We start from the raw sequence: 13,221 nt of genomic DNA on the forward strand, positions 1-13,221 counted from the left end.
TTTTGGTCCGCGCCCCCACCGGTTCCCCCAACCTCTGCCCGGCCGGGGGGGGGGGGGGGGGGGGGGGGGGGGGGGGGGGGCCCCGGGGGGGGGGGGGGGGGGGGTGGGGGGCCCCCCCCCCGCCTCTCCCGTGCTCGGCCGGGAGCGTGCGCCCCCGGCTGATGCTCCGCCGTCCGCGTTTGCGCCTGATCCGTTCGGAGTAGCCCTGCTGGCAGCGGAGTGACGGTGCGGCAAGGCTGGCGGGCAGGGCTGCCGACGGGCTGCCTCAGTCTGTCGCGAGGGAGCGCACCATGACCGGGAATACGCAGTCCAAGCCTGCCGAGTCCTCGATCAGCCGGGCCAACGAGAAGCTTCTGAACCGTTTCCCGTTCGATGACACCCACGACATGGACGACGCCCGACGCGGGTTCATGGGAACGGCACCGACCAGCGAGATCAGCACGGCCGACGGCTCGGTCATCTGGGACCTCGACGCCTACGGGTTCCTGGCGCAGGACTGCCCGCCCACCGCCAATCCGAGCCTGTGGCGGCAGAGCCGGCTGGTCGCCGACCACGGACTGTTCGAGGTCGTGGAGGGCATTTACCAGATCCGCGGATTCGACCTGTCGAACATGACGGTCGTCGAGGGCGAGCGCGGCATCCTGGTGATCGACCCGCTCATCTCCTCCGAGACCGCCGCCGCGGCCCTCGCGCTCTACCGCAGCCATCGCGGCGACCGCCCGGTCACCGCCGTGCTGTACACGCACAGTCATGTCGACCATTTCGGTGGAGTGAAGGGCGTACTCACCGAGGAGGAGGTCGCCGGGGGCGTGCCCGTGATCGCGCCGGAGGGCTTCCTGGAGCACGCGGTCAGCGAGAACGTGTACGCGGGCACGGCGATGGCACGCCGCGCCGCCTACATGTACGGGGCCGCCCTCCCCAAGGGCCCGCAGGGACAGATCGGCGCGGGGCTGGGACAGACGACCTCGACGGGATCGGTCGGCCTGATCCCGCCGACGCTCGACATCACCCGCACCGGGCAGACGGAGACCGTCGACGGCATCCGCATGGTCTTCCAGCTCACCCCCGGCACCGAGGCCCCCTCCGAACTGAACATCCACTTCCCCGACCATGCGGCACTGTGCCTCGCCGAGAACGCGACCCACAACCTGCACAACCTGCTGACGCTCCGGGGTGCGGAGGTCCGCGACCCGCGGGTGTGGGCCATGTATCTGACCGAGGCGGTCACCCTGTTCGGCGACTCCACCGACGTGGCCTTCGCCTCCCACCACTGGCCCGTGTGGGGGCGGGAGAAGGCGCAGGCCTTCCTCGCCGAACAGCGCGACCTGTACGCCTACCTGCACGACCAGACGCTGCGGATGATCAACCAGGGGATGACTCCGCTGGAGATCGCCGAGGCGATGGACATGCCTCCGGCTCTGGAGCGGGCCTGGCACACCCACGGCTACTACGGCTCCGTCAGTCACAACACCAAGGCCATCTACCAGCGCTACATGGGCTGGTTCGACGGGAACCCGGCCCATCTGTGGGAGCACCCGCCCGTCGAGGCGGCGAAACGGTACGTGGACTTCATGGGGGGCGCCGACGAGGTGGTGCGCCGGGCACGTGACGCGTTCGCCGAAGGCGACTTCCGCTGGGTCGCGCAGGTCGTGAACCATGTCGTCTTCGCCGACCCGACCCATGCGGAGGCCCTCGCTCTGCAGGCGGACGCGCTGGAGCAGCTGGGGTACGGCAGCGAGAACGGCACCTGGCGCAACTTCTACCTGACAGGTGCTCTGGAACTCCGCCGGGGCCCGGTCGGGTCGCCGACCACAACGGCGTCCGCGGACCTCCTCCGCGCGCTGTCGCTGGACCAGCTCTTCGACGCCCTGTCCATCCGGGTCGACGGTCCTCGCAGCTGGGACGCGGACATCAGCGTGCGCTGGAACGTGACGGGCGGTGAGCCCGTCACCCTGCGGCTGCGCAACGGCGTGCTCACCCACATCGCCGGGACCGGACCGGCCGTCTCCTCCCCGGACGTCGAGGTGGCGCTGGACGAGGCCGCGCTGCGTGCCGTCCTGCTGGGCAGCCTCCCCCCGTCGGAACTTCCGGAACGCGCCACCATCACCGGTGACGCGGCGAAGATCACCGAACTCCTGGGCCACCTCAGCCCCCCGGACCCGGACTTCACCATCGTCACTCCCTGATCCGACCGGTCACGGCGGCGCGGACCGGCACGGACCGGTCCGCGCCTACCTGGTCCCCGAGCTGTTTTCGGCAAGGAGAACGCCCATGGCATCCGTCGACGCCGCCACCCTCCGCCGGATGAGCGACGCGCTCTTCATCGAGAAGGGGCTTCGCAGCCCCGGCTCGACCCGGTTCTGGGGGCTGCTCGTCCTGGCGTCGGTCATCGCGAGCGCGGGCGTGGTCGGTGACTCGACGGCAACCGTCATCGGGGCGATGATCGTGGCTCCGCTGATGACTCCGATCCTGGGCAGCGCACTGGCGCTGGTCCTCGCCGATCGGTCGCAGGTGGTCCGGTGCGTACTGCTGGTGCTGGGCGGTGCGCTGGCCGTGGTGGCGGTCGGCATGCTGCTGGGCTGGATCGCCGCCCCGCCGGACTCGTTCGCTTCCAACAGCCAGGTCACGTCCCGGATCAGCCCCCGTCTGATCGACCTGCTCGCCGCGCTGGCCACGGGCACCGTGGGCGCCTTCGCGCTGGTGCGCGCGGACATCTCGGACACGCTGCCGGGTGTGGCGATCGCCATCTCCCTGGTGCCGCCGCTGGCCGTGACCGGGCTCCTGCTCACGGTGGGCCGGTATCACGACGCCGGAGAGTCCACGCTGCTGTTCGCGACCAACGTGGCGGCCATCGTGGCGACCGGCACGATCGTCTTCCTCGTCTTCGGCGTAAGGGGCGTGGCGCAGGAGTCGGGCTTCGCCGTGGGCCGGTTCCACGGAGGTTCGCTGGCGGCCGTGGTGGGGCTCATGCTCCTGATCGCCGTGCCGCTGACCACCGGGACGATCACCGTGGCAAGGGACCGCTCCCTGGCCGCCGACGCCCGCCCGGTCGCCGAGAAGTGGGCGGCCACCGGGAAGTGGCAGATCGCCTCCGTCGAGGGCCGCAACGGCGTCGTGGTCATCGGCGTACTCGGGCTGCCGCCCCAGCCGGCACCCACGGCGCTGCGTGCCGCCCTCGACCGCAACGGCATGCGGGACGCGGATCTGGAACTTCATCTGGTGGGCGGCCGCACCCACTGGTGCCCGGCGGACACCGACACCTGCACCGTGCGGGACTCGGCCATCGGCTGACCTGGGCTCACGCGGCCCACGAGGCTACGGAGGCACTGTCCGGCACGGCGCCCCGGGCCCTACGGGCTCAGGGTGCTCGGCTACAGTGGCGCCCCCATGAACACGCAGCAAACACCCCCCACCAACGGTCACCGTGTCGCCCCTTTGCTGCGTCTGCACCTTTTCGGCCGTTTCCGCGTATCGCGTGACGGTTGTCCCGAACCGACCGGCAGGTGGCCGCGGCTGACGGCCCAGGCACTGGTCAAGCTGCTCGCTCTCACTCCGGGCCACCGGCTGCACCGTGAGCAGATCATGGACCTCTGCTGGCCGGACACCGATCCGCACGCCGCCGCCGGCAATCTCCGCGTCGCGCTGCATGCGGCGCGGCGCGCGCTGGAGCCCGAGCTCGCCCCGCGCGCCGCCTCCTCGTACCTCGTGTCGGACGGAGCGATGCTCTCCCTCGACCCGGCCACCGTATGGGTCGACGCCGACCACGCCGAAGAGGCCGCCGAATCCGCGCTGGCATCGCATGACCCCGCCACGCTGAAGGACGCCCTGGCCCTGTTCACGGGCGAGCTGCTGCCGGAGGACCGCTATCTCTCGTGGACGGAACCGCGGCGGGCACGGCTCACCGCCCTGACGAACGAGATGTACCTGGGTCTGGCCTCGGCCCACCTTGAGCGGGGCGCCCTGCAGGAGGCGACGGCGACGGCGGAGCACGTCCTGCGTTCCAGCCCGGCCGAGGAGGCGGCGCACCGGATCCTGATCGACGCCTACATACGCCAGGGTCTGCGACGGCGTGCGGTGGGCCAGTACCACCTGTGCCGTGAGGCGCTCGCGGCCGAATTGGGCGTCCCGCCCGGTCCGGAGACGGAGCGTCTGCACCGGGTCGCCCTGGCCACCACACGTAAGCCGGGCCCGGCCCGGGTGGCCCTGCCCGCACCCCTGCAGAGCCCGGACGTGGCCCCCCTGCGCGGCCGGGACGAGCTGCTGCACCAGCTGCTCACCACCGGGGGTCCGCCGGTCCGCATACTGACCGGCGAGGCCGGTGTGGGCAAGACCCGGCTGGTGGCCGAGGCCGCGCGGCTCGCCGCCGCCTCCGGGTCCGCCGTGCTGTGGGGCGCCGGCCACGACGCGGAGGGGCACACCCCCTACGGCGTCTTCGCGGAGGCGCTCGACGGCTGGCTGGCCGAGCGGGATGTGGCGGAGCGCGCCCGCGTGGGCTCGGAGTTTCCGGAACTGGCGGCCTTCCTTCCGTCGCTGGGGCAGATACGGTCCTTCGGTGACCGCAGCCCCGAGGAGGAACGCGACCGGCTGTTCGGCGCGACGGCCGGCCTGCTCGCCGAACTTGCCACTGTTCAGCCGGTGCTGCTGGTTCTGGACGATCTGCACGCCGCGGACTCCGGTTCGTACCAACTGCTGAGCCATCTGGCACGGCACGCTTCGCGCCCGGGATTCCCGTTGCGCGTCCTGGTGACGTACCGGGCCGAGGAACTGGCCGAGTCCGGTCCTCGGGTCGTGGATCTCACGGCTCTGCTGCGGCAGCCGCAGGTCGTGCACGAGGTCGTCCAGCGCCTCGACCGGGAAGCGTGCCTGGCGGTGGCACGGGATGTCGCACCCTCGGTTCCCGGGGCCGGTACGGACAGCCCGGAGCGGTGGGACCGGGTGTGGGAACTGTCTCTGGGCAACCCTCTGTTCGCCGGTGAACTCGCCCGGAACCTGGGCGTCGACGGCCCCGAGGGCGTGGCGCCGGACGGGGTGCGGCAATTGGTGGCGGAGAAGCTCGCCCGTCTCGACGGGAACACACGACACGTGGTGGAGGCGCTGTCCGTCGGCGGTGCCGAGACGGCACTGTCCGAGCTGCTCGACGTGGCCGCCGACGGCTTGCACCCGCCGCTGTCCGGGGCCGCGGCGATCGCCGCTCTGGACGAGGCCATCGGCGCCGCGCTCATCGAGGAGCGGACCGTCGTCGTGACCGGACGGCACGAGACAGGAATCGCCTTCCGGCACCCGCTGGTCCGCCTCACCTGCTACGAGCGCCTGTCCGCCGTCCGCCGTCGGCACCTGCACGGCGCCTTCGCGCAGGCGGTGCGCAGGCGCCGTCCCGACGCCGTCGACACACTCGCCTCGCATTTCGCGCGGGCCGACGACGTCCGCGCGGCCGAGTACCTGCGCCTGGCGGCGGAACGGGCCGCGGCCCTGTACGCGAACGACACGGCCGACCGCTACTACCGGGACCTGATAGCCCGGCTCGATGTCGACGCCGGACGCGCCCGTCTCGCGCACGCCCAGGTACTGCGCAGCATGGGCCACTTCGAGCAGGCCGTCGGCGCCCTGCGCCCGGCCCTGGCCGAGTTCGAACGGCTCGACGACCACGACAACCGCGTCCTCGCGGCGGCACTCCTGGCGGAGATGCTGGTCAGAACCGGCTCCCCCGCACCCGGCCTCGCCGTCCTGCGGCAGCATCCCGTGACGGAGGAGACCTCTCCCGAACCGACGGCGGGTCACTTCCTGACGCTGTCCGTCATCCTCAGTACCCAGGGCCATTACGACGACGGGTGCGCCGCCGCCGAACGCGCCCTGACAGCGGCGGACGAGGTGCCGGGACATTCCAGCCACGGGTTGAAGGCCCGCGCCTTCGTCCTTCAGGCGAGCAATCTGGGGCTCGCGGGCCACTTCGACCTGGCCCGCGCCGCGGGCGACAGGGCGTTGGTACCGGCCGAGGCCTACGGAGACCCGACGCTGCTCGGATCGGTCCTGTCGATGCTGCGGGAGAACGCCCGCCGCGCCGGCCGTCTGCGCGAGGCGATCGACCGGGGAGAGCGCGCCCTCGGCCTCGCCGAACGGTCCGGCGGACCGGCGGCCGCCGCCTTCGAGCGGGCGAACCTGGCGGAACTCCGGCTGCTCCTGGAAGAGCCCGAACAGGCCCGCGCCCTCGCCGAGGCCGCGGTCGCGGGCGCGGAACCGGCCGAGGCATGGTGTCTTCCGTACGCGCTCGCGGCGCTGGCCCGCACCCGGTGGGCCATGAACGAGGCAGCCGCCGCCGAGGACCTCCTGGACCGCGCCGAGTCGGTCGCCACCACGCTCGGAGACCGGCGGGCGAGCCACGCGGTGCGCACCGCACGTGCGGAACTCGCTCTGCACATGGGACGTCCGGAGGCAGTGCTGCGGGTCCTGGACCGTTTCGGCGACGAGGCACCCGTGCTGGCGGCCTGGGGGGAGCTTCTCTCCGGCCGTGCCGAATCCGCCAGGCAGCTCGCTCTGGCGGAGGTGTCGCGGGCGGAACGTACCGGAGAGCATCTTGCCGAGGTGGAGGCCCGGGTCGCACTCGGTGCTTCCTTGACCGTGCTCGCCGAGGCAGCCGCAGGGGCCGGGGAGCTGGCCCGGGCCGAGTCGCTTGCCGAGCTCCTTCCCTACCCGGCCGGGACGAGCCGAGCCGCCTGGGCGCGAGCCCTGTTGCGCGATGGCGGCCACGCCTGAAGGGCACACGCCGGATCCACTGCTGACGGGCGGACGGCTTGTCCGTGTTTACCCGGTCATGACCTGCCACGCACCGCAATGCCACCAACGGCAAGGGCAAGGACGAAATCCTCGTCCCGACCGACGCCCTCCGCGTCTACAACGGCAACGGCAAGAAGCTGTGGCAGTACGCAACTACCTCGCCGTCGACCTCGACGGTGACGGAGCCGAGGAGATGATCTCGCTCAACTTCAACACCACCGGCGATGACCGGATGTCGCAGGAGCTGGGCGGGCGCGTCCTCAGCCCGGACGACAGCATCCACCAGATGACGACGTTCAAGCTGTCGTGATCCCACCCGGCGACCGCCGGGAAGCCACGCAGAGAACCCCCTGGGCCCTGCCCAGGGGGTTCTCTGCGTGCCGGGGCGTGCGACTGCGCGCGTCACAGATCCTCTACCCCCACACGACACCGCCGACTACAGTAATTCGCAACTCTTACCCAATATATGGAACTACCAGAGATGAGGCGCGCCGTGAACACGGTCACCTTCCTGACCATCGGTCAGGCCCCCCGCCCGGACCTGTCCGAGGCAATCGAGGCACACTTGCCGGCGACCGCACGTGTACGGCACGCCGGTGTGCTCGACGGTCTGACCCGCCGGGAGACCGAGCTCCGCTTCGGGGCGACGGAAGGGCGCGCGACCCTTCTGAGCCGCCTGGCCGACGGCAGTTCCGTGACCTTGGACGCGGACACCCTCGGTGCCGCGCTGCAGTCCCGCATCGATCAGGTGGAGGAGGCGGGCGCCGACGTCGTGGTGCTCCTGTGCACCGGCGAGTTCCCCGGCCTGCGGACCCGGCGGGCGCGGCTCGTCGAGCCGGACGCCCTGGTCACGGGATATGTCGGCACCGTCCTGCGGGGCAGCCGGGTCGGATTCGTCGTCCCGCTGCCCGAGCAGGTCACCGAGGCGCGCGAGAAGTGGCGGACAGTCGTTCCGGACCCCGCGTTCACCACGGCCTCGCCGTACGCCGACAACGACGCGGCTCTGCTCGCGGCGGCCTGCACCCACCTCGAGGCCGGCGCGGACGCCCTGATGCTCGACTGCATGGGGTACGGGGCGCGGCACCGCAGGTCACTGCGCGCGGCGGGGCTCACCGTGCCCATCTTGACGCCGGGCGCGTTGGTGGGCGCCGCCCTCGGACCCCTGCTGGACTGAGGGCGCCTCAGCGGCCGGCGTCGGCCTCGACGTACCGCAGCCAGTACGGGTCGCCGATGCGCTTGCCGACGCGCAGGGCGGCGTCCCGTACCGACCGGCCGAAGCGGGCCGCGTTCCCGTCGTGCAGCTCGGGCGCGGGCAGGGCGACGCCGATGCCGAAGATCTGCCCCGTGTCGCTGTCGAGTACGGCTGCGGAGACGCCGGCGACGTTCGGCACGTACTCGCCGCGCGAGGACTCCCAGCCGTCGGCACGCACCCTCGCCAGGCAGGAGGTCAGCTCACCGGGGGTGCGCGGCGCCGAGCCCGTGCTCTGTTCCAGGCGCGCGTCGACGAGGCGCAGCACCTGCGCGTCGTCCAGGCGGGAGAGCAGCGCCCGCCCCATGGAGCTGGCGTAGGCGGGTGCCCGGGTGCCGGCCGGGGTGTACGCCTGGAGGGCACCGGTCGTCCCGAGCCGCATGTGGAGCACGAGCGACTCGGGCCCGTCGAGCACGTCCACGTACCCGGTGTACCCGATGTCGGCGACCAGCCTGGCCACCTCCTCCTCCAGGAGGGAGGCCGTGCTGCGCGAGGCGCGGAAGTGGTACGAGGCCTCCATGACGAGGACGCCGGGGCGGTAGGCGCGGCTCGTCGGGTCGCGATCGAGGAAGCCGTAGTCGGCCATCATGCTGAGCGTCCGCGAGACGGAGCTCTTGGGCAGGTCCAGCGCCCCCGCGACATCCGTCACGGTCAGATCGCGCTGCAGACGCGCCATCAACTGCAGGACATCGCGCGCGTTGGCGAGTGTGCTCACCGTTCTCCCGCCTCCCCCGAGCTCCCCCGAGTCATGTCGTCCGATCGTAAAGGGCGCCCGGGCGTCTTTTTGACCGCCCCCCGCACGCGACTCCGGACCGCCCACATTTCGAGAACCCCGGCTCAACCCTTGACGCCGGACCGCACGCTATGGATGATCCAGATAGATCCAGATATTCATAAGCTGTTCCATATTTTAGAACTTCCCCAGGCGACTGACAAGGCGCCCACCCGCACGGGAGCACCGAAGACCCATGAGCACTGACGCCTCTCCCCAGGCAGAGACCTCGCACCCCGCGAGCGAGAGCCTGCGCCATCCCCGCGCCCTCGCCCCCGGCAACCTGATCCTCACCGTGGTGCTCAGCGTGTTCGGCGCGATCGTGGGCGTGCAGTTGCTCGCCACGCTCGGGGTCACCCCGAGCACCTCGCTGATCGGTGCGCTCGCCGCGATGACACTGGCCCGCGTACCGCTCGTCATGTTCCGCGGCTTTCGCTCGGTGCACGCCCAGAACCTCGCGCAGACCAGCATCTCCTCGGCCACGTTCGGCGCGGCGAACAGCCTGTTCCTGCCGATCGGCATCCCGTTCCTGTTCGGGATGGACGACATGATCATCCCGATGCTGATCGGGGTCGCCGCCGCGATGCTGGTCGACGCCTGGCTGCTCTACCGGATGTACGACACCCCGGCCTTCCCCGCGAAGAACCCCTGGCCCCCCGGGCTCGCAGCGGCTCAGGCCATCAAGGCCGGCGACGAGGGCGGCCGCCGCGCCAAGGTGCTCGGCCTCGGCTTGCTGACCGGCCTGGTCGGCGCCGCGTTCACACTGCCGATGTCGGCGTTCGGCGTAGCCCTGATCGGCGGTCTCGGCGCCATGGCCGCCTTCGGCGTGGGCCTGCTGTTCAACCAGTACGCCGACCCGCTGTTCGGCCTCGACCTGGGTGCCATGTACCTGCCTCACGGCATGATGATGGGAGCGGGTCTGGTCGCCCTCGTCCAGGTCGGCCGCACCATCGTCCAGGCCCGGCGCACCCCGGCGAACGACACCCGCGCGACCGGACAGGCCGGTGCGCCGGAGGGCGCCCGACGTCTGGGGCGCTCGATGCGGCTGGGCTTCGGCGCCTACCTCGTCATCTCGGTCCTGCTCGCGTTCGGCACCGGTGCCGCCACGCACATGAGCCCGGGCATGCTGATCGGCTTCCTCCTGTACGCCTCCGTCGCCGCGTTCCTGCACGAACTGCTCGTCGGCATCGCCTCGATGCACTCCGGCTGGTTCCCGGCCTTCGCGATCGCCCTGATCACGCTGCTGCTCGGCATCCTCATCGGCTTCCCGCCCGAGGCGCTCGTCGTGCTGTCCGGCTTCACCGCCGCGACCGGTCCGGCCTTCGCCGACATGGGCTACGACCTGAAGGCGGGCTATCTGCTGCGCGGCGAGAACGCCGACCCGGCCTTCGAGCTGGAGGGCCGCCGTCAGCAGCTCATCGCCGCGATGATCGGCTTCGGCGTCGCCATCGTCGTCGTCCTCGTCTCGTACCGGATGTTCTTCGACAACGGGCAGACCGCCCCGATCGACGCCGCGTACGTCGCCGCGATCAAGGCGGGCCCGTCCGGTGAGACCGCCCGGGACCTCGCCCTGTGGGCGATCCCCGGCGCGATCGTGCAGCTCATCGGCGGTTCGAAGCGCCAGCTCGGCATCCTGCTGGCGACCGGCCTGCTGATCACCACACCGATGGCCGGCTGGATGGTCGCCGCCGGTGTCGCCGTGCGTGTGCTCGCCCCGCGCGTCCTCGGCCCGAAGGCCAAGGACGACCTGGAGGTCTTCGCCGGCGGCGCGATCGCCGGTGACGCCCTCTACTCATTCGGCAACGGCGTGTTCAAGGCCGCCAAGTAGGCCAAGCAGCCAGCCCTCCGTACTTCCTCTCGCACCCCTGTACAGAACCCCCCTGGGAGACCCCCGTGAAGCGACAGTTGACCCATGACGACATCCGCGCGGCCGTGTACGGCGGTGCCGTACTCGGCGGAGGTGGCGGCGGATTCGTCGAGCGGGGTCTGCGCACCGCCGAACTGGCCCTCCAGATCGGCATACCGGAGCTGTGGTCGGCCGACGAGTTCGCGGCCGACGACCTGACGGCCACGGTGGCCCTGGTCGGCGCCCCCGCGGCGCCCGACCCGCAGGTGCTGCCCACGCACCTGCTGCGCGCCCTGGAGCTGCTCCGCCGTGACCTGCCGCGCCCGCTCGTCGCGATCCACACGAACGAGAACGGCGCCGAGACCACCATCAACGGCTGGTTCCACTCCGCGATGACCGGCCTGCCCGTCATCGACCTGGCCTGCAACGGCCGCGCCCACCCCTCCAGCGTGATGGGCGCGATGGGCCTGCACCAGGAGGAGGGCTACCTCTCCTCCCAGGGCTACGCGGGCGGCAAGCCGTACGCGTACGTCGAGGGCTCGGTCTCCGGCGGCCTGGAGGCCACGTCGAACGTGGTGCGACGCGCCTCCGTCGAGGCGGGCGGCTGGGTGGGCGTGGCCCGTAACCCCGTCGAGGTCGGCTACGCGGTGCGCAACGGCGCGCCGGGCGCGATCGGTTTCGCCATCGAACTGGGCCGCCGCTTCCTGGCGGGCGGCGTGCTCGGCGCCGCCCAGCATCTCGGCGGCGAGATCGCCGTGACCGGCAAGGTGCTCGAGTACCGCTGCGAGCAGCGGGAAGGCCTGGACGTCGGCGTCGCGATCCTCGACGACGCGGCGCGCACCACCCTGCACATCGTCAACGAGTACATGGCGCTCGACATCGCCGGCGTCCGCCGGGCGTCGTTCCCCGATCTGATCACGACGTTCGACGAGGCCGGGCAGCCGCTCGCCTCCGCGGACGTCGAGGTCGGCAAGCAGGTCAGCGTCCTGGTCGCCCCGGCCGACAACCTCCTGCTCTCCCGGACGATGTACATGCCCGAGGTGTACGCGCCGGTGGAGGAGCTGCTCGGCATCGAGTTCGCCCCGGCTGCCAGGGTCCTCGCCGATGCCTGAGCAGGTTCCGGCCGGTGTCGCCGAGGCCGGCTCCGTACGGGAGTTCTGTGACGCCCAGTGGGAGACGGAGGTGCTCCCCCTCCTCCGGCAGCACATCCGCGTCCCGGCGGTCAGCCCCGCGTACGACCCGGACTGGGAGGCCCACGGCCACCTCGACCGGGCCGTCGACGCGGCGGCCGCGTGGCTGCGGAACGTGCCGCTGCCCGGCCTGCGGGTGGAGGTTCTGCGCGCGCCCGGACGCACGCCGCTGATCTTCTTCGAGGTGCCGGGCGAGGGCACGCCTGCGCAGGAGACCGTGCTGTTCTACGGCCATCTCGACAAACAGCCCGAGGGCGACGGGTGGACCGAGGGCCGCACCGCTTGGGAACCGGTATTCGACCACCCGCGGCTGTACGGTCGCGGGGGCGCCGACGACGGGTACGCGCTGCCTGCGTCGGTGACCGCGGTGCGGGCGCTGGCCGAGCAGGGCGCTGCCCGGCCGCGCTGCGTCGGCGTGTTCGAGGCCGGCGAGGAGTCGGGCAGCCCCGACCTCGACCACTGGTTCGCCCTGCTCGCGCCACGCATCGGCGAGGTGGGCCTGGTGGTCTGCCTGGACTCCGGGGCGGGCGACTACGAACGGCTGTGGCTGGTCACGTCATTGCGCGGGGCCTGCGGCGGGACGCTCGACGTGCGGGTCCTCGGCGACGGCGCGCACTCCGGCGACGCGGGCGGCGTGGTGCCGTCGTCGTTCCGGGTGCTGCGGCGGCTGCTGGACCGGCTGGAGGACGGCGCGACGGGTTCGCTGCGCCCCGACGTACTGCACTGCGAGGTGCCGGAGGAGCGCCGCGCCCAGACACGTGCGGCGGCGGCGCTGCTGCGCGAGCAGGTCTGGGGCCGCTTCGACTGGTACGGGAACGCGTCCCCGGTGACGCGCGACCCCGAGGAGCTTCTCCTCAACCGGGCCTGGCGCCCCAGTCTGGAGGTCACCGGAGCCGACGGGATTCCTCCGGTGGCGTCGGCGGGCAACGTACTGCGTCCGCACACGCGCGTGAAGGTCTCTCTGCGGCTGCCGCCCACGGTGGACAGCGCGGCGGCCATCGCGGAGGTCGGCCGGATCCTCGAGGCGGACCCGCCGTACGGCACGTCGGTCCGGTTCACGCCCGACCGGGTTCTCGCCGACGGCTGGCACGCACCCGCCGAACAGCCGTGGCTCCGGGCCGCGCTGTCGGCGGCGAGCCGGGCCTGCTTCGACGGGGCGGACGTCGCACGGATCGGTCAGGGCGGCACGATCCCCCTGATGGGGAAGCTGACCCGGCAGTTCCCCGAGGCGCAGTTCCTGGCCTGCGGAGTGCTGGGCCCGGGCGCGAACGCCCACGGCCCGAACGAGTCCCTCCACGTCCCCTACGCGCGGCGCCTCACGTCGAGCCTGTCGCTGATCCTCAACGACTACGCCCTCCGGGCCCGGCACGAGGAACGCGCCTGCGCGGAGTGA

General features: G+C 71.9%; 9 protein-coding genes. 8 read left to right on the top strand and 1 reads right to left on the bottom strand.

What is annotated here, in order from left to right:
- The first annotated feature begins 290 nt into the window (after positions 1-290).
- The 5 genes from ACIQMX_RS23975 to ACIQMX_RS23995 all read left to right on the top strand — a co-directional run bounded on the left by ACIQMX_RS23975 (position 291) and on the right by ACIQMX_RS23995 (position 7,945).
- Complete coding sequence (locus ACIQMX_RS23975; protein ID WP_363073692.1) at positions 291-2,186, top strand: alkyl sulfatase dimerization domain-containing protein; 1,896 nt, start codon at positions 291-293, stop codon at positions 2,184-2,186.
- Positions 2,187-2,271: 85 nt separating this feature from the next.
- Complete coding sequence (locus tag ACIQMX_RS23980) at positions 2,272-3,291, top strand: DUF389 domain-containing protein (protein ID WP_363073690.1); 1,020 nt, start codon at positions 2,272-2,274, stop codon at positions 3,289-3,291.
- Positions 3,292-3,387: 96 nt separating this feature from the next.
- Positions 3,388-6,750 (top strand): AAA family ATPase, encoded by a 3,363-nt coding sequence (locus ACIQMX_RS23985; protein WP_363073688.1) that lies wholly within the window; start codon positions 3,388-3,390, stop codon positions 6,748-6,750.
- 160 nt (positions 6,751-6,910) lie between these two features.
- Positions 6,911-7,081: a hypothetical protein gene (locus ACIQMX_RS23990; protein ID WP_363073687.1), complete on the top strand. Its 171-nt coding sequence runs from the start codon at positions 6,911-6,913 to the stop codon at positions 7,079-7,081.
- A gap of 183 nt (positions 7,082-7,264) precedes the next feature.
- Positions 7,265-7,945 (top strand): AroM family protein, encoded by a 681-nt coding sequence (locus tag ACIQMX_RS23995; RefSeq protein WP_402480946.1) that lies wholly within the window; start codon positions 7,265-7,267, stop codon positions 7,943-7,945.
- 7 nt (positions 7,946-7,952) lie between these two features.
- Here the strand turns inward: ACIQMX_RS23995 and ACIQMX_RS24000 are convergent, their stop codons facing one another.
- Positions 7,953-8,735 (bottom strand): IclR family transcriptional regulator, encoded by a 783-nt coding sequence (locus tag ACIQMX_RS24000; protein ID WP_363073683.1) that lies wholly within the window; start codon positions 8,733-8,735, stop codon positions 7,953-7,955.
- 253 nt (positions 8,736-8,988) lie between these two features.
- On the opposite strand from ACIQMX_RS24000, the gene ACIQMX_RS24005 reads away from it, so the two are divergent.
- The 3 genes from ACIQMX_RS24005 to ACIQMX_RS24015 all read left to right on the top strand — a co-directional run bounded on the left by ACIQMX_RS24005 (position 8,989) and on the right by ACIQMX_RS24015 (position 13,221).
- Positions 8,989-10,620, top strand: a complete 1,632-nt coding sequence (locus ACIQMX_RS24005; protein WP_363073681.1) for an OPT/YSL family transporter — start codon at positions 8,989-8,991, stop codon at positions 10,618-10,620.
- Positions 10,621-10,685: 65 nt separating this feature from the next.
- On the top strand, positions 10,686-11,750 hold the full coding sequence (locus tag ACIQMX_RS24010) for a DUF917 family protein (RefSeq protein ID WP_363073679.1): 1,065 nt from the start codon (positions 10,686-10,688) through the stop codon (positions 11,748-11,750).
- A complete protein-coding gene (locus tag ACIQMX_RS24015) occupies positions 11,743-13,221 on the top strand; it encodes a M20/M25/M40 family metallo-hydrolase (protein WP_363073677.1) in 1,479 nt (492 codons plus the stop codon). Before ACIQMX_RS24010 ends, ACIQMX_RS24015 begins: the two co-directional genes overlap by 8 nt.

The sequence above is a fragment of the Streptomyces sp. NPDC091416 genome (genome assembly GCF_044756845.1).
GTDB lineage: Bacteria > Actinomycetota > Actinomycetes > Streptomycetales > Streptomycetaceae > Streptomyces.

What these genes read in the sequence shown, in the direction of transcription:
- ACIQMX_RS23975 (WP_363073692.1), top strand. Translation starts at nt 291, where the DNA reads ATGACCGGGAATACGCAGTCCAAGCCTGCCGAGTCCTCGATCAGCCGG.
- ACIQMX_RS23980 (WP_363073690.1), top strand. Translation starts at nt 2,272, where the DNA reads ATGGCATCCGTCGACGCCGCCACCCTCCGCCGGATGAGCGACGCGCTC.
- ACIQMX_RS23985 (WP_363073688.1), top strand. Translation starts at nt 3,388, where the DNA reads ATGAACACGCAGCAAACACCCCCCACCAACGGTCACCGTGTCGCCCCT.
- ACIQMX_RS24005 (WP_363073681.1), top strand. Translation starts at nt 8,989, where the DNA reads ATGAGCACTGACGCCTCTCCCCAGGCAGAGACCTCGCACCCCGCGAGC.
- ACIQMX_RS24015 (WP_363073677.1), top strand. Translation starts at nt 11,743, where the DNA reads ATGCCTGAGCAGGTTCCGGCCGGTGTCGCCGAGGCCGGCTCCGTACGG.